Annotated in this window: 21 protein-coding genes and 1 tRNA gene; 9 read left to right on the top strand and 13 right to left on the bottom strand. The window is 68.5% G+C overall.

Features of this window, described 5'->3' with window-relative positions:
* The first annotated feature begins 42 nt into the window (after positions 1 to 42).
* A tRNA-Phe gene (locus BOSE125_RS13470) sits at positions 43 to 118 on the top strand.
* Between the two features lie 52 nt (positions 119 to 170).
* Here the strand turns inward: BOSE125_RS13470 and BOSE125_RS13465 are convergent.
* From BOSE125_RS13465 to BOSE125_RS13430, 8 genes are all read right to left on the bottom strand, one after another.
* Positions 171 to 2,084 carry a glycoside hydrolase family 13 protein gene (locus tag BOSE125_RS13465; RefSeq protein WP_159553312.1) on the bottom strand — a complete coding sequence of 638 codons (1,914 nt, stop codon included), beginning with the start codon at positions 2,082 to 2,084 and terminating at the stop codon, positions 171 to 173.
* The gene (locus BOSE125_RS13460; RefSeq protein ID WP_159553311.1) at positions 2,081 to 2,965 is read right to left on the bottom strand and encodes a hypothetical protein; all 885 of its coding nucleotides are present in this window, start codon (positions 2,963 to 2,965) and stop codon (positions 2,081 to 2,083) included. The genes BOSE125_RS13465 and BOSE125_RS13460 overlap by 4 nt, the downstream gene beginning before the upstream one ends.
* A 23-nt stretch (positions 2,966 to 2,988) precedes the next feature.
* On the bottom strand, positions 2,989 to 3,663 hold the full coding sequence (locus BOSE125_RS13455; RefSeq protein WP_159553310.1) for a hypothetical protein: 675 nt from the start codon (positions 3,661 to 3,663) through the stop codon (positions 2,989 to 2,991).
* 84 nt (positions 3,664 to 3,747) lie between these two features.
* Positions 3,748 to 5,088, bottom strand: a complete 1,341-nt coding sequence (locus BOSE125_RS13450; protein WP_159553309.1) for a hypothetical protein — start codon at positions 5,086 to 5,088, stop codon at positions 3,748 to 3,750.
* Between the two features lie 23 nt (positions 5,089 to 5,111).
* Positions 5,112 to 6,683 carry a hypothetical protein gene (locus tag BOSE125_RS13445; RefSeq protein WP_159553307.1) on the bottom strand — a complete coding sequence of 524 codons (1,572 nt, stop codon included), beginning with the start codon at positions 6,681 to 6,683 and terminating at the stop codon, positions 5,112 to 5,114.
* A gap of 32 nt (positions 6,684 to 6,715) precedes the next feature.
* On the bottom strand, positions 6,716 to 7,123 hold the full coding sequence (locus tag BOSE125_RS13440; protein ID WP_159553305.1) for a hypothetical protein: 408 nt from the start codon (positions 7,121 to 7,123) through the stop codon (positions 6,716 to 6,718).
* Positions 7,124 to 7,255: 132 nt separating this feature from the next.
* The gene (locus BOSE125_RS13435) at positions 7,256 to 8,086 is read right to left on the bottom strand and encodes a hypothetical protein (RefSeq protein WP_159553303.1); all 831 of its coding nucleotides are present in this window, start codon (positions 8,084 to 8,086) and stop codon (positions 7,256 to 7,258) included.
* A gap of 11 nt (positions 8,087 to 8,097) precedes the next feature.
* The gene (locus BOSE125_RS13430; protein ID WP_159553301.1) at positions 8,098 to 8,916 is read right to left on the bottom strand and encodes an exodeoxyribonuclease III; all 819 of its coding nucleotides are present in this window, start codon (positions 8,914 to 8,916) and stop codon (positions 8,098 to 8,100) included.
* A gap of 205 nt (positions 8,917 to 9,121) precedes the next feature.
* Here BOSE125_RS13430 and BOSE125_RS13425 point away from each other — a divergent pair, with 205 nt between their 5' ends.
* Genes BOSE125_RS13425 through BOSE125_RS13415 form a run of 3 tightly spaced genes read left to right on the top strand, consistent with a single transcriptional unit; the run spans position 9,122 to position 11,444 of the window.
* Complete coding sequence (locus BOSE125_RS13425) at positions 9,122 to 9,514, top strand: GntR family transcriptional regulator (protein ID WP_159555187.1); 393 nt, start codon at positions 9,122 to 9,124, stop codon at positions 9,512 to 9,514.
* 8 nt (positions 9,515 to 9,522) lie between these two features.
* Positions 9,523 to 10,665: an ATP-binding cassette domain-containing protein gene (locus tag BOSE125_RS13420; protein WP_236558011.1), complete on the top strand. Its 1,143-nt coding sequence runs from the start codon at positions 9,523 to 9,525 to the stop codon at positions 10,663 to 10,665.
* Positions 10,662 to 11,444 (top strand): hypothetical protein, encoded by a 783-nt coding sequence (locus BOSE125_RS13415; protein WP_159553299.1) that lies wholly within the window; start codon positions 10,662 to 10,664, stop codon positions 11,442 to 11,444. The genes BOSE125_RS13420 and BOSE125_RS13415 overlap by 4 nt, the downstream gene beginning before the upstream one ends.
* A gap of 13 nt (positions 11,445 to 11,457) precedes the next feature.
* Here BOSE125_RS13415 and nadE read toward each other — a convergent pair whose 3' ends face one another.
* Positions 11,458 to 12,282: an ammonia-dependent NAD(+) synthetase gene (gene nadE / locus BOSE125_RS13410; RefSeq protein WP_159553297.1), complete on the bottom strand. Its 825-nt coding sequence runs from the start codon at positions 12,280 to 12,282 to the stop codon at positions 11,458 to 11,460.
* Between the two features lie 26 nt (positions 12,283 to 12,308).
* Complete coding sequence (locus tag BOSE125_RS13405) at positions 12,309 to 12,773, bottom strand: MarR family winged helix-turn-helix transcriptional regulator (RefSeq protein WP_159553295.1); 465 nt, start codon at positions 12,771 to 12,773, stop codon at positions 12,309 to 12,311.
* Between the two features lie 52 nt (positions 12,774 to 12,825).
* Here BOSE125_RS13405 and pyrE point away from each other — a divergent pair, with 52 nt between their 5' ends.
* Positions 12,826 to 13,398 carry an orotate phosphoribosyltransferase gene (gene pyrE, locus BOSE125_RS13400; RefSeq protein WP_159553293.1) on the top strand — a complete coding sequence of 191 codons (573 nt, stop codon included), beginning with the start codon at positions 12,826 to 12,828 and terminating at the stop codon, positions 13,396 to 13,398.
* Positions 13,399 to 13,497: 99 nt separating this feature from the next.
* Here the strand turns inward: pyrE and BOSE125_RS13395 are convergent, their stop codons facing one another.
* Positions 13,498 to 14,496: a magnesium and cobalt transport protein CorA gene (locus BOSE125_RS13395; RefSeq protein WP_201301210.1), complete on the bottom strand. Its 999-nt coding sequence runs from the start codon at positions 14,494 to 14,496 to the stop codon at positions 13,498 to 13,500.
* 116 nt (positions 14,497 to 14,612) lie between these two features.
* On the opposite strand from BOSE125_RS13395, the gene BOSE125_RS13390 reads away from it, so the two are divergent.
* The 4 genes from BOSE125_RS13390 to BOSE125_RS13375 all read left to right on the top strand — a co-directional run bounded on the left by BOSE125_RS13390 (position 14,613) and on the right by BOSE125_RS13375 (position 17,095).
* Positions 14,613 to 14,942, top strand: a complete 330-nt coding sequence (locus BOSE125_RS13390; RefSeq protein ID WP_188806997.1) for a hypothetical protein — start codon at positions 14,613 to 14,615, stop codon at positions 14,940 to 14,942.
* The gene (locus tag BOSE125_RS13385) at positions 14,939 to 15,604 is read left to right on the top strand and encodes an RNA methyltransferase (protein WP_159553289.1); all 666 of its coding nucleotides are present in this window, start codon (positions 14,939 to 14,941) and stop codon (positions 15,602 to 15,604) included. The genes BOSE125_RS13390 and BOSE125_RS13385 overlap by 4 nt, the downstream gene beginning before the upstream one ends.
* 106 nt (positions 15,605 to 15,710) lie before the next feature.
* Positions 15,711 to 16,733 carry a class II fructose-bisphosphate aldolase gene (gene fbaA / locus BOSE125_RS13380; RefSeq protein WP_159553287.1) on the top strand — a complete coding sequence of 341 codons (1,023 nt, stop codon included), beginning with the start codon at positions 15,711 to 15,713 and terminating at the stop codon, positions 16,731 to 16,733.
* A 71-nt stretch (positions 16,734 to 16,804) separates the two neighbouring features.
* The gene (locus BOSE125_RS13375; RefSeq protein WP_159553285.1) at positions 16,805 to 17,095 is read left to right on the top strand and encodes a hypothetical protein; all 291 of its coding nucleotides are present in this window, start codon (positions 16,805 to 16,807) and stop codon (positions 17,093 to 17,095) included.
* Positions 17,096 to 17,109: 14 nt separating this feature from the next.
* On the opposite strand, the gene BOSE125_RS13370 is transcribed toward BOSE125_RS13375, so the two are convergent.
* Both BOSE125_RS13370 and BOSE125_RS13365 read right to left on the bottom strand, forming a co-directional pair.
* Entirely contained in the window at positions 17,110 to 18,819 is a 1,710-nt protein-coding gene (locus BOSE125_RS13370) for an ABC transporter permease (RefSeq protein ID WP_159553283.1), read from the bottom strand.
* Complete coding sequence (locus tag BOSE125_RS13365; RefSeq protein WP_159553281.1) at positions 18,816 to 19,595, bottom strand: phosphonate ABC transporter ATP-binding protein; 780 nt, start codon at positions 19,593 to 19,595, stop codon at positions 18,816 to 18,818. Before BOSE125_RS13365 ends, BOSE125_RS13370 begins: the two co-directional genes overlap by 4 nt.
* Between the last annotated feature and the right edge of the window lie 2 nt (positions 19,596 to 19,597).

Raw genomic sequence — 19,597 nt, 5'->3', positions numbered from 1 at the left:
TCGGAGGATCTTGGCGATCACCGGTTTCGGCCGGAGATGCCAGGCTCTGTAGCTCAGTTGGTAGAGCGTTCGACTGAAAATCGAAAGGTCACCGGATCGACGCCGGTCGGAGCCACCAGCAGGAGAAGGCCCCCACTCGCCAGAGTGGGGGCCTTCGTCGTCCCGGTACCTCAGCGCTTGAGGAACCAGGCGGCGGAATCGGGCATCAGCTGCCCGTCCTGCAACGCCTCGTCGTGGCTGAAGATCGCCGCGGCATACTCCTCGGGGACCTCCACCGCCGTCTGGCCCATGTTGGCCATGACCAGCGCGACCTTCTCCGGGATGAGGTCACCGGAATCGAGGTCATACCCATGCTGACCGCCGCCCGTGGCCACGGTGAACGCCAGCACGCCGAGCTCGGGGCTGTGGAAACGAGACCACGCGAAGGTTCCGGTGCCCAGGTCCAGCTCCCCGCGGACGCCGAGTAGCTGCCGGTACAGCTCGAAGGTCGAACCGGCGACGTCGACCTGCCGGTCCGCCGCGTACGTCCCGTACGACTCCGGCTGGGGCAGCCAAGGTGCCGCGGCAGCGAGAGGTGCCGCGCCGGCGTCGTGCCCGGGGGTTGCTGGGGTGAACGGAGACGGACCGGCATCGGCGTGATGCCCGACGGCGAAGCCGAATCCGGGGGCGTCGGCGCGCCAGGGCAGGGGGACGCGGCAGCCGTCCCGGCCCTTCTCCGCACCCTCGGTGCGCACGTACGTGGGGTCCTGGCGGAGGGAGTCGTCCAGGGTCGTGTGCTCGGGCAGGCCGAGTTCGTCTCCCTGGTAGATGTAGGCCGATCCGGGCAGTCCCAGCTCGATCATCGCCGCAGCGCGGCCGCGCTTCCAGCCCAGTGCCTCGTCCGGTTGTTCGTCCTCCGCGCCAAGGCCGTTGGGATAGCGCGTGGGGTCGGAGAGTCCGAAGCGGGAGGCGTGCCGGACCGTGTCGTGATTGGACAGCACCCAGGTGTTCGGCGCCCCGACCTTCTCGGCTTCCTGGACGGAGACCGTGATCGCATCGGACATGCGCACCGCGTCCCACCCTGCCAGGAGGAAGGTGAAGTTGAAGGCCTGGTGCATCTCGCCCGGGCGGACGTAGCGGAACAACCGCTCCAGCGGGGACACCCAGGCCTCGGCGACCAGTACCGGGTCGTGGTCATACTCGGTCAGGACGGCGTTCCACGAACGGTAGATCTCGTGGACCCCCTCCTGGTCGTGATACGGGACGGGGTGGGCGTGGTCCTGCGGGTTGGCCTCCCGGTGGCCGGCGACGTCCTGGCCGGAGTCGGCATCTCCCGTGGCGGCGAGGGGCTCGGCGTCCGTGACCATGCCAGGACGGGCATGGTGGTCCGGTAGACCCTCGGCCTTGACGAGCCCGTGGGCCACGTCCACGCGGAAGCCGTCCACGCCGCGGTCCAGCCAGAAGCGCAGGATGTCCTCGAACTCATCCCGGACCTCGGTGTTGTCCCAATTCAGGTCCGGTTGGGAGGAGTCGAACAGGTGTAGGTACCAGTCTCCTGGCGAGCCGTCCGGATTCGTGGTGCGGGTCCAGGCCGGCCCGCCGAACGTGGACTGCCAATTGTTCGGAGGCTCCGCGCCATCCGCACCGGTCCCGGGCCGGAACAGGTAGCGATCGCGGACCGCGCGGCCGGCCTCGGTACTCGGGTCCGCGGACAGTGCCTCGATGAACCAGGGATGGGCGGAGGAGGTGTGGTTGGGAACCAGGTCCACGATCACCCGGAGCCCTGACTCGTGGGCGGCGTCCAACAGCCGTTCGGCGTCCTCCAGGCTGCCGAAGAGGGGGTCCACGTCCCGGTAGTCAGCCACGTCATAGCCGCCGTCCCGCTGCGGGGAGACGTAGAACGGTGAGAGCCAGAGCGCGTCCACCCCGAGCTCTTCGAGATACGGCAGCTGCGCCGTGACGCCGGCGAGATCGCCCATGCCGTCCCCGTCCGCGTCCGCGAAGGAGCGGGGGTAGACCTGGTAGATCACGGCATCAACCCACCATGGGTTCTCCGGATGATTGCGGGCTTCGGACGGTGGGGTGCTCAGCGGTCCCGTGGTCATGGGGCACACCCTATCGGCCACCGGCCCCCCGGGTCAGGGGCCGACCTGCTGCCCGGCGACTCCGCTGGGCGGCGCAGTCCGGGACGCCGACGTCCTAGTTGTTCCCGCGGACCTGTTTCTGCTGCCGCTTCAGTCTCTGCCAACCGTCTGGCGGACGCCTTCGTCCCGAGGCCGTCAGTTAGTCGTGGTGGGTCTAGCGGGCGGCTCTCTTGGCGGCTTTGGCCTTCTGGCGGTGCGCACGAACGGATGATGTCGGCCCGTTGGAAGGCGTCCATGTCCTCGGTGATGCCCATGTCCGCGTACTTCTGGTCGCCCTGGCGCGTGGCCTTCGCCCACCACTCCTCGGGCGGTTCTCCGGGCAGGCCGGCCTCAGACCAGGCGGCTTTCACATCGATGCCGCACCAACCCATGTCTCTAATCATGCGGTCCCGCTTCTTGTCGGCGGGCCGCGTCAACACTGCGCGGACCTCCTCTGGCCGCCAGGGGGAGACGTCGGGGTAGTCCTCGTGGTTGACCCAGCGCTTGTACCACCGGGGGGTCAGCGCCAGGGGCCAGTAGAAGACGCCCAGTGCCACGCCCACCCAGGGGATCCAGAAGGGACCATTCCAGATGAACTGCCGTCCGTGCTCCCAGCCGGCGATTTCGAAGGGGATGGAGAGGATGGCGATGGAGATGGCGAGGCCGAAGCTCACCAGGATGAAGGGCCAGGTGTTGCGGTCCGGGATCTGGAACGGGATCTTGGGGGCCAGGGTCCAGTGGCGCACCGTGCCGCGGAGCATTCGTCCCCCGGTCCACAGGGGGACGGCGGCGAGGGCGACGACGAAGAGCAGGAACACCCAGGAGACCGGGTTGGTGAGGATGTCAATGTTCGGTTCGGTCATGAGAGGACCGCTCCGCGTCAGGTTCAGGACTGGTGGTTGCGGCGGGCTTGCTTCTGTTGGCGTTTCTCTTCTTTCCACCGGGCACGGTTGGCCCTGATGATCTTGGCGCGTTCGAAGCTGTCCATGCCTGGGGTGATGCCGTGCTTCTCGTCGTACTTGATTCCCTTTTCCTCGACTTTGTCGAGAATGCCCTCGGGGACCATGCCCTTGACATGCTCCTCACCGGCGAGGCGGGCGATGTCCTTGATGGCGCGGTTGCGGCGTTTGGAGGGGGGCGCTGCCTTGACGCGCTCGATCTCCTCCAGGGTCCACGGGGTGGCGCCAGGGTTGTTCTGCGCGGCCCAGTTGCGGAACCAGCGGGGCGTCCAGGCCAGGGGCCACCAGATGAAGGAGAGGATTACCAGGGCCAGGGGGATGAAGACGACGTTCCACGTGGCTACTCGGGCCTCTTCCATCCGGGCGGCCTCAAAGAACACCGAGGGCAGGGCTGTCAGCAGGGTGAGGCCGATCATCAGGAGCATGAACGGCCAGGTGTTGTGCTTGGATACCTGAAACGGGAAGGGCGGCAGCAGGGCCCACGTGCGGGTGTCCCCGTTGAGGCACCGCCAGGCGATGTAGAACAGCAAGGCGGCGGCCCCGCCGATCAGGACGAGCATCCCCAGATATGCCGGGGTGGTCATGATGGTGCGCAACAACATGCGGGGCCTTTCGATTCTGGATCCACGTGGACAGTCAGGCTATGCCCTGAGGGTAATGGGCTGCGAAACGGTCCGTGGAACGTGTCAGCGAAGCCGGGCGGGTCGGCCGTAGATGGCAGCGGCGATCAGGTCGTCCAACTGGTCGTACAGGTAGACCGACGGGGTGGGCATCAGCCACGTGCGCCCGTCCTCGGACCCGAGGCGGTAGTGCCCCAGGGGGCCTCCGTTGAGGTAGGCGACCGGATCGATCTCGCCCTCCGGCCCCTGGGCCGAGAGTTCCCAGGTGAACCAGTCCTGCTCCCAGAGGGCAGCCAAGACGGGATTCGCTGTCTCGGGGATCTCGGTATTGCCGGCCCAGCGCTGCTCGAGGCGTTCCGCCGGTAGTCCTGCTGGCAGCGCCGGCAGCGGCCAGGCCGGGCCTACGCCGAGCCAGGAGGCCATCTCCCGCGCCAGCTCGGTGATCGGGAAGATCCGGACGTTGACGTGGTCCCGCGACGGTGCCTCGTCAGCCTGGAGTCCGACCTGGGTGTGATATCCGGTTCCTGCGGTGACCAGGGCCGTGGGGCCGTATAGCCAGGCTTGGTAGTACATCGCGCCACCCGACCCGGCGGCGCTGATCCGGAACGAGGCGTCCGGCTCATCGAGGTGCAGGCACGCGTACTCCCCGGTGTCCGTCAGCTTGGTGCCCTGGGCCAGTCCGGCGCTCTCCAGCTCGGCCAGTTGGTCCCGGTAGGAATCGGCGTTGAGCCGTCCGATCCTGAATCCCTCGGCCATCTCGTCCAAGAGGGCGAGCGCCGAGGCGTGGACCCAGGCGCCGGCGTAATCGAAGGTCTGGGTCCGGCCGATGCCACTGATGGATTCCACCGGAGCTCCCAATTCTCCGCTCGCCAGCTCGTCTAGGGCGCCCTCGGGCAACTCTGTGCGGACCGGGGCACCGGCGGTGCCGGCGTCCTCGGCCACCACCAGCGAGGAAGCGATCTGCTCCAGCTCGGGACCGAGGGCCATCCAGTCCGGGGCCGCCGTGGTTCCCGTGGCCTGTACGGCCAGCCCGTTCTCGATGAAGAGCCAGTCCGTGGTGCGAAGGACCTCTCCGGACGCGGGGGAGACGTGGGTATACGTCACGGCCCGGCCGTCCAGTGCAGGGGTCTGCCCGGGCAGGGCGCCTCCGGGATTCCATAGGGTGATGTCGATGAAGCGGACCTCGGTCAGGGTCTGGGAAATGTTCCCCACCGCTGAGGACAGGAACTCCGCCATCGAACCGTCGTAGGCGTTGAGGGTGACCACGAGGTTGGGGGCGAAGACCCCGTCCTTACCCTTCAGGACGGACAACAGCTCGATCTCGTCCCGGATGTCCTCGGCGCTCCAGTGCTCCGGGATGGTCATCTGTGCCCGGTCGGTACGACCGGTGATGGTGACAGTGTTCAAGGATTGGACCTTTCCGTTTCGGCTCACCAGCCGAACAACTTCTTGCCGATACTCGACGCGACGTCCTTGACGCCATCACCGATCGCCTTGCCCGCATCACCGATCGCTTTCCCGGCGTCCCCGAATGCCTTGTCGGCTCCGCCCTGACGCCAGTCATTGATGAATTCGCCAGCGGCAGCCCCGACCTTGCCCCCAACGTAGTCGCCGACGACGCCCCCGACGAAACCTCCGACGGCCGCACCCACTCCGGGAATGGGAATCAGGGCCTGGCCCACGGCGGCACCGGCAGCACGGCCGACCACGCCGCCGACGACCTTGCCGGCGTTCTCAGCCGTGCCCTCGATGGCCGTCGAGGTGATCGCCTCGTTGCGGACCGCATCGGGAGAGCCGTTCGGGTTCTCCCGCAATGCCTCGTTGTAGTTGTTGCCGTAGGACTCGTAGTAGGTGGCCCCCATGTCCAGGGCGCCGAGGACCTTCCCGCCGTTCTTGACGACCGGATTGTCCCCGACCTTCTTGAAGAAGTCGTTGGCCTTGTCGAACTTGCCCATCTGGGACCGGATCTTCTCCGGGACCAGGTACGAGCGCTTACCGCCGACGTTGACCTCGACCTTCCACTTGCCGTTGACCTTCTTGACCGAGTTCAGACTGAGGAACTTACCGGCGCGGCTGTTCTTCAGCTTGTCCAGCTGGTTGAAGACCGGAGCGGGCATGGACGCCATCAGCATGCCTCTGAACCGATCGGAGGCGTGGGACATCTTGGTGATGCCGGACTCATACCAGCTGTCCATTGCCTTGACGGCATTCAGGTCCGTGAAGTTCGCGGGATCAGGAATCCTGTTCTTGAACCACCCGGGGGCCTTGTTGAGCCAGGTGCCCTCCGTGTGCACGGCCTTCCAGCCGGGGACGCCGTCCTTGACGAAATCGGAGAGGGTGTTGACATCAGCACGCCAGATGAACCGCATGCGGCCCTGGCCGGCGCCGCGGAAGGCCGCGCCACGCTCGGACCAGGTGGCGGCGAGCTCATAGGATTTCTGGATGAGCTTGATGTTCGCCGTGACGTTCGCAGGTTGGTCCTTGACCACCGCCGGCGTGGCCGCCTCAATGGCGGAGACGCAGGTGTCGATGTACCCCTCGTATTCCTCCTGAGCCTGGTGGAGGTCCGTCTCGAGGACGGCGCGGCGGGTCTCGGTCCTCGTGGTCGGCAGCGATTCTCCGTCCTCGATGGCTTCGGACTTCTGCGAGGCGGTGAACTCCGTGGGGGGCAGCGCGTTGTACTCGTCGACCCGCTCCCTGAGCCGCTGGTGCGTTGTCTTGAACCCGACGATTGCGTCACCGTAGGCGTCCATGGCGGACTCGATGTCATCGATGCCGTCTACCACGGCAGCACCGAGGGGCTCCACCATGTCCCGCAGGGCCGTGAGGGTGGTCGCCATGTCCGGTTCGGGGATCTGGAAATTCTCGGGCAGGGTGCCCCACGTGGTGTTGGTCTCCACGTAGGCATCGTCCATCGTGGTCCCGTGTGTGGTGTACTCCTTGGCTGCCGTCTTGACGGCCTCCCCGTCCGGCAGCGGGTCCGGGAGGAACGATGTGAACATGATGCCAGCGTGAGTGGGTCCTAGGGCCGTGGTCACCAGGAGGTCTCCTCTTTGCCTTGGTCGCCGGTGGAGTCGGTGGCGCTGTAATCCGGGACGTTGTCGTACTTGGTTGCCTCGTAGCCCATGTCCTCGACAGCCGTGGCCTTCGCATCGTCCTCCATGGAGGAGTCCGCGTTGTCATAGATGTTGATGACGTTGTCCGTCGTGGAGAAGATGTTGTCCGCAGTGCTGATCATGGTCACCACGAAGGGGCGTTGGAAGTTCGTATAGGAGTCCTTCAACGCCTTGGTGATCTTGTCCTCGTCCGCCGCCGAGGCCACGGCATCGCCGGTGGCCTCGAGCTTGTTCTCCATGCCGTCGAGGTCCTGGAACCGGCCGCGTGCCGACTCGACGATCGCGCGCGCGGGATCCGCGCTGATCTCGTAGTCACTGAATCCCACTGCGAAGTCCTACCCTGTGGTGGTGGCCCGGGCCGCGGTCGGCCTCGATTCTCCCGCCCACCATTACACCGCGTTCGCAAGTCCGGTGCGATGGGGAGAACTCCCCATGTGGACAACCACTCGGCGCAGGGCTCAGCTCGCCCGGCCCAGCTGCCGGACCGGCAGCCAGCGGCGCACCATCCGGTGGTTCGCGATCACGGCGGCCTCGGTCTCCCCGTCCTCCAGGGCCTCGATCGCGGTGCGGACGTCGAAGGGGGAATCGTCCGGCCACACGAGCCGGGCCAGCCCGCCGTAGTCCAGCTCCACGCGGGAATCCGGGTGGAAGGACTCCAGCCAGGACACCAGGACGGTCACATCGTTCAGCAGGTCCATGTCCGGGGCGTGCAGGGAGAGCACGACGGCGGCGTGCCGGGCCCGCTCCAGGGCCAGTTCCAGCGGCACGGTGAGGCGCACGGACTCGGGGGAGTCCGGGTCCCCGATCACGGTCACCTCATCGTCCTCGTGCACCAGCGCGAACCAGCTGGCGGGGACGCCCCACACTGCAGTGCGGGTGTGGACCTGGTGCAGGGCCTCGGCGTCGCCGAACTCCAGCCGGTCCGCCAGCCGCTCGATGTTGGCCTGCCGGGCCGCCTCCGGGACGAGCAGGGTGAAGATCTGCGGGCGCATCGAGTCAGCCAGCTGCTCGGCCGCGAGTTCGCTCCGCAGGGCCATCTCATCCGGGCAGAAGTACTCGGAGACCGGGGCCTCGCCGTCGGCCACGGGGACCCGGAGCACCCGGACCAGGTCACGGCCGTGCGGGAACGGGTCGGTGACGTCGCGCAGCAGCCGGCGCTGGGCGCGGCCAGCGGCCTCCTGCTCGGCCTCCGCGCGTGTGCGGCGGCTGGCGCGCTGGTACTCGGCCTGGACGGCGTCGGGAAAGGCCGCGAGGGGCTGGTAGACGCGCAGCTCGGACTGGTACTCCATGGCGTTCCGGCTCAGGGGCCGAAGTCCACGACCACGGGGGCGTGGTCCGAGGCGCCCTTGCCCTTGCGCTCCTCGCGGTCGATCCAGGCGTCCGTGACGGAGTCGGCGAGAGCCGGGGAGGCCAGGACGAAGTCGATGCGCATGCCCTCCTTCTTGGGGAAGCGCAACTGCGTGTAGTCCCAGTAGGTGTAGACCCCGGGTCCCGGGTGGCGCGGGCGGACGACGTCCTGGAACCCGGCCTCCTCGAAGGCGTGGAAGGCGGCGCGCTCCGGTGCGGACACGTGTGTCAGACCCTGGTCCCGGAAGAACTGGATGTCCCAGACGTCCTCGTCCTGCGGGGCGATGTTCCAGTCCCCGGTCAGGGCCAAGCGCAGGTTCGGGTCCGCGGCGAGGTCCGCGGCGGCCTGCTCCTTGAGGACGTGGAGCCACTGCAGTTTGTAGGGCATGTGCTCGTCCTCGAGGGCGCGGCCGTTGGGGACGTAGAGGGACCACAGGCGTACCGCATCCGCCCCGGTGCCCACGGTCGCCGCGATGGCGCGGGCCTCCTGGACCGGATCCAGGCCGCCCTTGCCGAAGGCGGGCTGGCCGGAGAAGGTGCGTTCGACGTCCGCCAGGCCCACGCGGGAGGCGATGGCCACCCCGTTCCACTGGGAGAAGCCGAAGTGGGCCACCTCGTAGTCCATGCGCTCGAAGAGCTCCCACGGGAAGTTCTCGTCCTTGCACTTGGTCTCCTGGATGGCCAGGACATCCACGTCGGTGCGTTCGAGCCAGGACTCGACGCGGTCGGCTCGGGCACGGAGGGAGTTCACATTCCAGGTCGCGATCTTCACCTGGCCAGCCTAACGAACCGGGGGCAGAAGGATTTCAGTCGATTTCGGGTGGGTGCTCGCGTCGACCGCCCACCCGAACTCAACTGAAAGCGGGGGTGGACAGGCCGTAGGCAGGTTGCTAGGTTAGTTACATAACTAATGAACCAATGGACCTGGCCGGCTGTAGCGGTCGGTTCTGACCCCAGGAATGGAGCGCCGCATGGAGATGGACGCCACGCAGCCGATCTTCCGCCAGCTGGCGCTCCGGATCGAGCAGGGGATCGTGGACGGAACCTACCCGGAGGAGACGCAGGTGCCCTCCACCACCGAGTTCTCCGCGTTCCTGCGCATCAATCCGGCCACCGCCAACAAGGGGATCAACCTGCTGGTGGACACGGGGATCCTCTACAAGAAACGGGGCATCGGCATGTTCGTGGCGCCCGGTGCCCGGCAGCAGCTGCTGGGCACCCGCCGCGAGGCCTTCACCCGGCAGTACATCCACCCGTTGCTCACCGAGGCGGCCCGGTTGGAGATCACCCCGGAGGACCTGTCCGAGATGATCCGCAGTACCGCCGCCGATCTCACGACCACCGCAGACACCACCCGATCATCCCTGTAGGGGGAATCATGCACGTCACTCCCAACACCGTTCCCGAGACCGCTCCCGGCGGCATCAACCACACCGCACGCGACGCCCCATCCGGAACCACGCCCGGAACCTCGTCCGGCACCATGTCCGGCACGGCGGCCGCGTCCTTCCGGGCCGAGCCCGGCACAGGCGCCGGCACCGGCCATGCCGCCGACGCCCTGAGCCACGAGGCCAGGCCGCTGCCGGCCGGGCAGCCGATCAACCCCGAGGCCGTGATCAGCGTGCGCGGGCTGCGGAAGTCCTTCGGCCGCAAGGAGATCCTGCACGGGCTCGACTTCGATATCCCCGCCAACTCCATCTGCGGCCTGCTCGGCCGCAACGGCGCCGGCAAGACCACCGCCCTGTCCATCCTCTCCGGCCAGGACCGGGCCAGCAACGGGGAGGTCTCGGTGATGGGACGGCAACCCTTCGAGGACATCGAGACGGCCTCCCACCTGTGCTTCGCCCGGGAGAACCAGAAGTACCCGGAGTCCTTCAAGGCCGGGCACGTGCTGAAGTCCGCCCCCTGGTTCTTCGAGAGCTGGGACCAGAGCTTCGCCGAACGACTGGTGAGGATGTTCCGGCTTCCAGTGGAGACCAAGATCCAGAAGCTCTCCCGCGGGCAGCTGTCCTCGGTCGCCATCGTCGTCGGCCTCGCCTCCCGGGCCCCGCTGACCTTCTTCGACGAGCCCTACCTCGGCCTGGACGCCACGGCCCGCCAGCTGTTCTACGACGTGATGCTGCAGGACTACCTGGAGCACCCCCGCACCATCATCATGTCCACCCACCTCATCGACGAGGCCGCGGACCTGCTGGAGAAGGTCCTGGTGATCGACGACGGCCGGATCCTGATGGACGCCGACGCGGACTCGGCGCGCAGCGCCGCCTTCTCCCTCTCCGGCCCGGCGGCCGCCGTCGGGCAGCTCACGGAGGGCAGGAGCATCCTGCACTCCCGCCGGATCGGCGGCCTGTCCTCCGTCACCCTGGCCGGACAGCCCGACGCCGGCCTGGCCGCCGCCGCGGCCGAGCAGCACCTGGAGATCGGTCCGGTCGGACTCCAAGACCTGGTGGCCGCGATCGGCTCGCGGCCCACCGACACCGTGGGCGAGCCCGCCACCGAATCCCCGAAGGAGTCACGATGAGCACCGCAACCCTGACCCAGGCCGGGCCCGCTCCGGCCGCCACCGCCCACGGCGGGATGAACCCCGTGCTGCGGATCGTCCGGCTGCACTTCGTGGACCGCATGCAGATGGTCTGGGTGCCGATCATCATGCTGGCCGCCGTGGCCGCCGTGTGCGTGGTCATCTTCCTGCTGCTGGTGGCCCTGACGCCGGCCACGGCAGAAGAGCTCGCCGACGGCTTCCGCTACAACCAGGCGGCACTGTGGTCCTGGCCGGGCTTCATCGTGACGATCGGCGTCTACGCCTACGCCCGGACCATGCCCTTCGCCATCGGCATGATGGGATCCACCCGCCGGCACTACTGGGCCGGCACCGCCCTGTGGATCGTGGTGCAGTCCGCCTTCCTGTCCGCCCTGATGGGGGCCTTCCTGCTACTGGAGCAGGCCACCGGCCACTGGTTCACGGGAGCGCGCATGTTCGACGTCTACGCGCTCGGCGACGGTGACCTGGGGGCCGCCCTGCTCATCAGCTTCGCGATCACCCTGGCGTGCCTCTCGGTCGGGGCCGGACTGGCCGCCGTCTACCTGCGGTGGGGCCAGTACGGCGTGATGGCCGGGATCGCCGGGCTGCTGGTGGTCATCCTCGGGGCGCTGGCCCTGGTGCTGGGCACCGGGATGGACTTCATGACGTTCTTCTCGACGAACCTCATCGCCAAGATCTCCGGCCTGCTGATCGTGATCGCCGTCCTCGCCAACGGGGTGTCCTGGCTGGTGATGCGCAAGGTTCCCGTGGGGCGTTAGGCCCGGGCGAACCTCAGCCGCGCCACCAGCCGTCCAGGATCGTCACCGGTGTGGTGCGCTTGTGCCGGGAGCGCAGGTAGATCGATTCCAGCTTCTGGGCGGCCTCGTCCGGGATGGCGCGGCCCTCGAGGTAATCGTCGATCGTGTCATAGTCCAGGCCGAGCTCGGCCTCGTCGGTCTGGCCCGGCTTGCCGTCCAGCAGGTCCGCCGTGGGCACCTTGGCCCACAGCCTCTCGGCCGCTCCGAGGTGCTGGAGCAGCGAACGGTTCTGGCGCTTGTTCAAACCGAACAGCGGCAGCACGTCCGCGCCGCCGTCGCCGTACTTGGTGAAGAATCCGGTCACGGACTCCGCGGCCTGGTCCGTGCCGATCACCAGGAGGCCACGGCCCCCGGCGATCGCATACTGGGCGACCATGCGCACGCGCGCCTTGACATTGCCCTTGTTGAAGTCGGAGATCGGTTCACCGATGGCGGAGGCGAACTCGGACTCGAACCCGTCCACGGCGGCGGCGATGTCATAGGTGACCTCGCGGTCGGCGCCGATGAAGCCCAGGGCGGCCCGGGCATCGTCCTCGTCATGCTGCACGTTGTAGGGCAGGCGGACCGCGATGAACTCGGCCTGTTCGCCCTCGGCCCGGAGCCCTTCGACGGCCAACTGCGCCAAGCGGCCCGCCAGGGTGGAGTCCAGACCTCCGGAGATGCCGAGGACGAATCCCTGGGCACCGGAGGACCGCAGATAGTCCTGGAGGAAGGTCACGCGTCTGGCCGCCTCGGCGGCCGGATCGATCTCGGGGCTGACGCCCATCTCGGCGATGATCTCTCGCTGCAGTTCACGCATGGGGCCAGCCTAGGCGCATGGATGTTTCAGGCATGTTCCCAACCGAGGTTCCTGGCCATGGTCTTCAGTGCCTGGACCACCATCTGGTACTGGCTGTCATCGAACCCCTCAGTGATCTCCGCCCGCAGTTCCTCCACCACGGCGGCCACGCGCTCGCCGGACGTGCGTCCCGTGCTGGTCAGGGTGTACATCCCGCCCTCAGCCACCAGCCAGCCCGACTCGACGAGCTCGTCCAGATGCTCCTCGACCGTCCGTGGCCCCTCCTCGGTGGTGGCCGCGGCGGGCGCCAGTGACTGGCTGAGTTCCTCGGTGGTCTGGGGCCGGGCCGTCAGGGTGTTCATCAGCTGCCACTGTGCGCGGGTGAGCCCGTGTTCGGCGAGGGACTCGTTGACGCGCGTGGTCAGCAGGGTGTCCACCAGGTTGATCCAGTAGCTGAGCATCTGTTCGGTGGGGTTGCCCGACGGGGCCTCCCGGTCAATGGGGTCACTCATGGCACCACCCTAGGAGTGCGCTGCCGGAGAATCCAGAGTCGGGGAATCTAGGATGGAGTCCATGACGACTCAGACCCAGGACCGTGCCCGCTTGCTGGAACTCATCAAGGAGCTGGCCGTGGTGCGCGGAAGGGTCACCCTCTCCTCCGGCAAGGAGGCCGACTACTACATCGACCTGCGCCGCATCACCCTCCACCACGAGGCCGCCCCGCTGGTGGGACGGGTCATGCTGAACCTGTTGGACCAGGCCGGCGTCGAGGCCCAGGCCGTCGGCGGCCTGACCATGGGCGCGGACCCCGTCGGCACCGCCATGCTCCACGAGGCCGGCCGCCAGGGCCGGGACCTGGACGCCTTCGTGGTCCGCAAGGCGCAGAAGTCCTACGGCATGGGCCGTCAGGTGGAGGGACCGTCCGTGGAAGGACGCCCCGTCGTCGTCCTCGAGGACACCTCCACCACCGGAGGGTCGGCGCTGACCGCCGTCGAGGGAGTCCGCCAGGCCGGCGGCCTGGTGCAGGCCGTGGCCGTGATCGTGGACCGGGACACCGGCGCCGCCGAACGCATCGAGGAGGAGGCCGGGGTGCAGTACCTGTACGCCTTCGGCAAGGACGAGCTCGGCCTCGACTGACCCCGGTTACGAGCACGACACGCGTCGACTGCACCGGCGCGTTTCGACGTCGGGCGTGATCGTAACCTGGGATGTCGGGTCGTGGCGGAGGCTGGCGGGCTACAGCCAGTCGTTCTTGCGGAACAGGACGAACAGCGTCAGCGCCACGGCGAGCATCAGCCCCAGGGCGAACGGGTAGCCCCACACCCAGTGCAACTCCGGCATGAGGTCGAAGTTCATGCCGTAGATCGAGCCCACCAGCTGCGGGGCGAAGATGATCGCCGCCCAGGACGAGATGCGCTTGACCTGCTCGTTCTGCGCCACGGAGACCTCGGCGAGCTTCTTCGAGGTCAGGGTGGAGTCCAGCTCCAGGGCATGCTCGAGCATCGTGCGCATGGAGGCGACGCGGTCGTTGAGCTGCACGCTGTGGTCGTGCACGTCACGCAGCTTGCGGAGTACCTCGACCTTGCCCGGATCCCCCTCCAGGTGCTCGATCAAGGTCTCCAACATGTGAGGCAGGGACCGGATGGCCCGCTGGAATCCCACCACCTCGCGGGAGAGCTCGTAGATGCGGCGGGTCACGTTGCCGTCCCCGGCGAAGATCTCGTCCTCGATCTCGCCGATGTCGTTCTCCAGGCCCTCGGCCACGGGGAAGTAGTCGTCCACCACGGAGTCGAGGATCCCGTGCACCACGGCGGAGGTACCGGCGGAGAGAAGTTCCGGCCGTTGCTCCTCCAGGTGTCGCCGGACCCGGGCGAGGTCCGGGACCTCCGAATGGCGGACCGTGACCACGAAGTCGCTGCCCACGAACACGTTGAGCTCGCCGAACTCCACCGTCTCCGACTCGTCCAGGTACCGAGCGGGGATCAACACAAAGAAGCGGTCATCGTCATAGCGCTCGAGCTTGGCCCGCTGCCCGCCCACCAGGGCATCCTCCACCGCCAGCTCGTGCAGGTTGAGCTCGTGCGCCACCTCCTGCAGCTCCGCCTCATCCGGCCGGTACAGCCCCACCCACGCCATCCCGCCGAGCCGTTTGCACTGCTCGAAAGTCTCCTGCAGCGTGGTGGGCGCCAGGATGCGCTGGCCGTCCTTGTAGATGGCGTTGTCGACGATGGTCACGGGTCCATTGTGCTCTGCATTTCCCATCACGAAAGCGCCAACTGTCTAGTCGTCCCGGTGTGTCTCGACAGGTAGCGCGGCCGTGATGAATGGCTGGGCGGGCTACCGTGGTGTCCATGAGCGAAACCGGTGTGTTCAAGCCCGCAGAATCCGTTGTGACCGCCCCCTTGGCCGCCCTCGGGCTCGTCGGCGGCTACCTCACCGCCCGCGAGACCGGGGTCCGCGCCCTCGGCGGCGTGGTCCTGGCCGCGGCCGGTGCCTACGCCGGCCGCACGTGGGCCGCCAAGGGCGGTGCCGCCACCACCGTCGCGCTGTCCGCGTTGTACATCGGCGGCTTCGGTGCCTCCCACCCGCTCGCCAAGAAGATCGGCCCGTGGCCGGCTGTCCTGACCGTGGCGGGGGCCTCCGCGCTCGCCTCCTGGGCGCTCGTCGACCGCCTCAAGTGACGCCCGACGCCGGCCCGGCCGCCCCGGGTGCGCCGGTTCCGGACGCACCCGAGCGTGAGGTGGGCGTGGGCCCCTGGGAGGGCGACTGGCCCACGGGGGAGCACTGGGACCCCGAGCTGCTGCGGGCCGGCGACCGGCGCAATGTGGCGGACCACTACCGGTACTGGACGCTCGAGGCGATCGTGGCGGACCTGGACACCAAGCGGCATCCGTTCCACGTGGCGATCGAGAACTGGCAGCACGACCTGAACATCGGCACCGTGGTGCGCACCGCCAACGCGTTCAACGCGGCGGGGGTGCACATCATCGGCCGGCGCCGCTGGAACCGGCGCGGGGCCATGGTCACGGACCGCTATCTGCACGTGCACCACCACCCCACCGTGGAGGACTTCACGGACTGGGCCGCGTCCGAGGGGCTGGCCGTGATCGGCATCGACATCTTCCCGGACTCCGTGCCCTTGGAGACGTTCCCGCTGCCCGAGCGGTGCGTGCTGGTCTTCGGGCAGGAGGGGCCGGGGCTCTCCGAGGAGGTCCATGCGGCGGCCGAGGCCACGCTGTCCATCGCACAGTACGGATCCACCCGGTCCATCAATGCAGCCTCCGCCGCCGGCATCGCCATGCACGCCTGGATCCGCCAGCAGGTCTTCGGCCAGCGCCCCTGACGGGGCGTGGGCCCGGGCGGGTCCGGGGCCTTGGGTGACCAGCGCGGTTGACTAGGATGGGCCATGGACAGGGTCACCCGATACCTATCGATGTCAAGGAGCCGCAATGCCCATCGCCTCACCGGACAAGTACGCCGAAATGATCGACTCCGCCAAGAAGGGCGGCTATGCCTACCCGGCCATCAACGTCACGAGCTCCCAGACGCTGAACGCCGCGATCCGTGGCTTCGCCGAGGCCGGCTCGGACGGCATCATCCAGGCCTCCACGGGTGGCGCGGCCTACTTCTCCGGCTCTTCCGTCAAGGACATGGTCACCGGTTCGCTGGCCATGGTGGCCTTCGCCCGCGAGGTGGCCAAGCAGTACGACGTCAACATCGCCCTGCACACGGACCACTGCCCGAAGGACAAGCTGGACGGCTTCGTCATGCCGCTGCTGGACGCCTCCGAAGCCGAGGTCAAGGCCGGCCGTGACCCGTTCTTCAACTCGCACATGTGGGACGGTTCGGCCGAGACCCTCGAGGAGAACCTGCGCATCGGCCGCGAGCTGCTGGCCCGCACCCACGCCAACCGGCAGATCCTCGAGGTGGAGATCGGCGTGGTCGGCGGCGAGGAGGACGGCGTGGCGCACGAGATCAATGACAAGCTCTACACCTCCGTGGCGGACGGCCTGGCCACCATCGAGGCCCTCGGCGCCGGCGAGAACGGCCGCTACATCACGGCCCTGACCTTCGGCAACGTCCACGGCGTCTACAAGCCCGGCGGAGTGACGCTGCGCCCGGAGATCCTGGACGAGATCCAGCGTGAGGTCGGCGCCAGCATCGGCAAGGACCGGCCCTTCGACCTCGTCTTCCACGGCGGCTCCGGCTCCACCTCCCAGGAGATCTCGGACGCGGTGTCCTACGGCGTCATCAAGATGAATGTGGACACGGACACGCAGTATGCCTTCACCCGCCCCGTGGTGACCCACATGTTCCAGAACTACGACGGTGTCCTGAAGGTCGACGGCGAAGTCGGCAACAAGAAGCTGTACGACCCGCGCAACTGGGGTGCCAAGGCCGAGGAGTCCATGGCCGCCCGCGTGGGGCAGGCCTGCCAGGAACTCGGCTCCGCCGGCAAGTCCATCAAATAATCCATCACGACGCCGGCCGGTCGCGTTCCGCAGCGGATGCCCCGGCCGCCGTCCTTGAGAAGGAGAAGCCCATGCCCTGGTTCGCATGGATCGCCATCATCGCCATCCTCGTCTGGGGCGGCCTCATGGTGTTCAGCATGGTGACCGGCAAGGCCATTCCGGGCTCGGACAACGAGTCCAACCCGAAGGAACTCGAGAGCCTCAAGAAGCGCATCGAGGCCCTGGAATCGGGGCAGGTCAGACCCGAGGTCGAGCGCCGCATCGACCGCCTCGAGGCCCGCGTGGAGAAGCGGGAACTGCGGGACAACGAGCATGAGGCCTGGGAGCGCAAAGCCAAGGAGCTGGGCCTCGGGGACGAGTGACCTGACTGGCCTGGTCAGCGCAGGGAGCGGCGCACAGCGCTGCTGATCAGGTCGACCAGGGCTGAGAGCACCACCAGGGCCAGGATGGTCCCGCTCATGCCGCCGTAGTCGAAGGAGACCCGCTGATCCTCCAGGAGCCGCCCCAGACCGCCGGCCCCCACGACGCCGACCACGACCGTCTCCCGCATGGCCACCTCCCAGCGGTACAGCCCATAGGACAGGAACCGCCCTCCGGCCTGGGGAACGATCCCGTAGCTGAAGGCACTGAGCGGCGGGGCGCCGGCCGCGATGAGATGGTCGTGGGAGCGCCGGTCGAGGTTCTCCACCACCTCGGCGCACAACCGCCCCAGGATTCCGAAGTTGTAGGCGGCCAACGCCAGTGCCCCGGGCAACGGCCCCGGCAGGAACAGGAACAGGAACAGAAGGGCCCAGACCGGCGGCGGCAGGGACCGGGTGAACAACAGCAGCCAGCGGGCCGCCGCCCCGGCCAGCCGTCGGGCGGCACTGACGCCGGCGCCCCTGTTGCGGGCCGCCACGAAGGCCACGCCCACGGCCGCCACGCCGGCGATCGTGCCCGCCACGAGGGACATCTGCAGCGTCTCGAGCGCGTCCTCGAGCAACCGGGACCACCCGCCGTCGGGCAGTGCCGGGGGCAGCAGATCATCCACCAGGCCGGCGAACAGGCCGGCGGTCCGCTCCGTGAACACCCGGGACAGGTCCGGCCCGAGGTGCACGAGCGCGGCGATGGCCAGGACGGCCGTGATCAATACCGTCCCGCCGGTGCGCCAGCGCCCGCCAGCACGACGGAGGCCGGATCCCCACCGGTCCACCACGGCTCCCAGCAACACCATGGTGAAGATCAGCGTCCAGACCTCGCCATGACGAGAGCCGGCGAAGCTCAGGACCAGTTCGAAGCCGAGGCCACCGGCACCCACCATGCCGAGGATCACGGCGGAGCGGACGGCGCACTCGAACCGGTAGAAGGCATACGAGGCCAGGTCCGGCAGGGCGACCGGTGCCACGGCGTAGAGCAACGCGGTCCCGCGCCGGGCACCGGATGCCCGCAGCGCCTCGAAGGGGCCGCGGGCGGACTCGTCGATGATCTCGGCGTAGACCTTGGCCGTGATGGCCCCGAACGGGATCGCGATCGCCAGCACCCCCACCAGTGGATCCCGGCCCAGCACGCTGAGCAGCAGCAGGGCCCAGACGGCCTCGTGGATGCCCCGCGGCAGAGCCAAACCGAGCCGGGTGACCAGCCATCCGGCCCGGCGAGCTGTGCGGCTGGCCAGTGACCGGCCGCGGGACGGCGAGCCGGCCGCCCACCAGGTCTCCGAGGTGAGCACCCCGACCACCAGGCCCCCGGCCACGGCCAGCAGCGTTCCCAGGATCGCGAAGGAGAGCGTGGTCAGGGTCGCCTCGCCGATGCGGACCAGGAAGTCTGCCGAGAGGTCCGGGGCGAGCGCCGCGGCGAAGAATTCCGCGAACATCGGCCAGCCCCGGGTGTTGACCAGGGCGCCGTCTTCGATCAGCCAGCTGCCCACGGACCACACGAGGACGAGCACCCAGGCGACGGCCCACATCCGCCCACCGCCGCGCAGTCGCCACCGGGCGCGCCGGTCAGGTCGCTGGCTGGGTTGCTGGCCGGGTTGCAGACCGGACTGGCGGCCGGGATGCCGGCCGGGCCCCTCCAGTCGTGTCAGGGCCGTCAGGCCGCTGGGGCTCACCGGTCGGGTTCCAGCTCGTAGAGGCGCGCCCGGGCCTGCGCATCCACCTCGGCGGTGGGGAGATCGAGGACCACGCGGCCTTGACGCAGTCCCACCACGCGATCGCAGTGCCGCACGGCGAGGTCGAAGTCGTGCAGGCTCACCAGCAGGGTCCGGCGCGGCCGGTCCAGGCTGAGTACTCCGCAGAGCAGGCCCATCACCTCGTCGGCGCGAGCCGGGTCCAGGCTGGAGACCGGTTCGTCGGCGAGGACGAGGTCTGGATCCTGCACCAGGACCCGGGCCAGCGCCACCCGCTGCTGCTCCCCGCCGGAGAGCCGGTCGGTGCGCTGGTACAGGTGCCCTGCGATGCCCACCCGGTCCAGGGCCTCGCGGGCCTCGTCCACCTGGAGTGGGCGGACCAGGGAGCGCAGGGCCCGCCACCGTCCCCAGCTGCCCAGGTGACCGGCGTTGACGTTGTGCACCACCCGCAGCGGTCCCACGAGGTTGAGCTGCTGGTGCACGGAGCCGATCCTGCTCCGCAACGCCCTCAACCCACGGGCGGAGGCGCGGGCGGGGTCCGTGCCCAGGACGTGGATCTGACCGGAGGTGGGGGCGACGGTGCCGTTGCACAGTCCCAGCAGAGTCGTCTTGCCCGCGCCGCTGGGCCCCACCAGGGCCACCCGTTCGCCGGGCTGGATCCGGAGGGTGATCTTGTCCAGGGCGGAACGGCTCCCGTAGGACACCGTGACGTCCTGCAGAGCCACGGCGGGGGCCGGTTCCGTGCTCGGGTCAGTCATGC

Origin of the sequence: Citricoccus sp. K5, assembly GCF_902506195.1 — a bacterium.
In the GTDB taxonomy this organism is placed as follows: Bacteria; Actinomycetota; Actinomycetes; order Actinomycetales; family Micrococcaceae; genus Citricoccus.
Note: the sequence above shows the minus strand (reverse complement) of the source record. Positions and strands in the feature narration are given on the sequence as shown.

What these genes read in the sequence shown, in the direction of transcription:
- BOSE125_RS13375 (WP_159553285.1), top strand. Translation starts at nt 16,805, where the DNA reads ATGCCCTGGTTCGCATGGATCGCCATCATCGCCATCCTCGTCTGGGGC.
- BOSE125_RS13435 (WP_159553303.1), bottom strand. Translation starts at nt 8,086, where the DNA reads ATGGAGTACCAGTCCGAGCTGCGCGTCTACCAGCCCCTCGCGGCCTTT.
- BOSE125_RS13365 (WP_159553281.1), bottom strand. Translation starts at nt 19,595, where the DNA reads ATGACTGACCCGAGCACGGAACCGGCCCCCGCCGTGGCTCTGCAGGAC.
- BOSE125_RS13460 (WP_159553311.1), bottom strand. Translation starts at nt 2,965, where the DNA reads ATGACCGAACCGAACATTGACATCCTCACCAACCCGGTCTCCTGGGTG.
- BOSE125_RS13465 (WP_159553312.1), bottom strand. Translation starts at nt 2,084, where the DNA reads ATGACCACGGGACCGCTGAGCACCCCACCGTCCGAAGCCCGCAATCAT.
- BOSE125_RS13405 (WP_159553295.1), bottom strand. Translation starts at nt 12,773, where the DNA reads ATGAGTGACCCCATTGACCGGGAGGCCCCGTCGGGCAACCCCACCGAA.
- pyrE (WP_159553293.1), top strand. Translation starts at nt 12,826, where the DNA reads ATGGAGTCCATGACGACTCAGACCCAGGACCGTGCCCGCTTGCTGGAA.
- fbaA (WP_159553287.1), top strand. Translation starts at nt 15,711, where the DNA reads ATGCCCATCGCCTCACCGGACAAGTACGCCGAAATGATCGACTCCGCC.
- BOSE125_RS13420 (WP_236558011.1), top strand. Translation starts at nt 9,523, where the DNA reads ATGCACGTCACTCCCAACACCGTTCCCGAGACCGCTCCCGGCGGCATC.
- BOSE125_RS13455 (WP_159553310.1), bottom strand. Translation starts at nt 3,663, where the DNA reads ATGTTGTTGCGCACCATCATGACCACCCCGGCATATCTGGGGATGCTC.
- BOSE125_RS13390 (WP_188806997.1), top strand. Translation starts at nt 14,613, where the DNA reads ATGAGCGAAACCGGTGTGTTCAAGCCCGCAGAATCCGTTGTGACCGCC.
- BOSE125_RS13415 (WP_159553299.1), top strand. Translation starts at nt 10,662, where the DNA reads ATGAGCACCGCAACCCTGACCCAGGCCGGGCCCGCTCCGGCCGCCACC.
- BOSE125_RS13445 (WP_159553307.1), bottom strand. Translation starts at nt 6,683, where the DNA reads ATGTTCACATCGTTCCTCCCGGACCCGCTGCCGGACGGGGAGGCCGTC.
- BOSE125_RS13425 (WP_159555187.1), top strand. Translation starts at nt 9,122, where the DNA reads ATGGACGCCACGCAGCCGATCTTCCGCCAGCTGGCGCTCCGGATCGAG.
- nadE (WP_159553297.1), bottom strand. Translation starts at nt 12,282, where the DNA reads ATGCGTGAACTGCAGCGAGAGATCATCGCCGAGATGGGCGTCAGCCCC.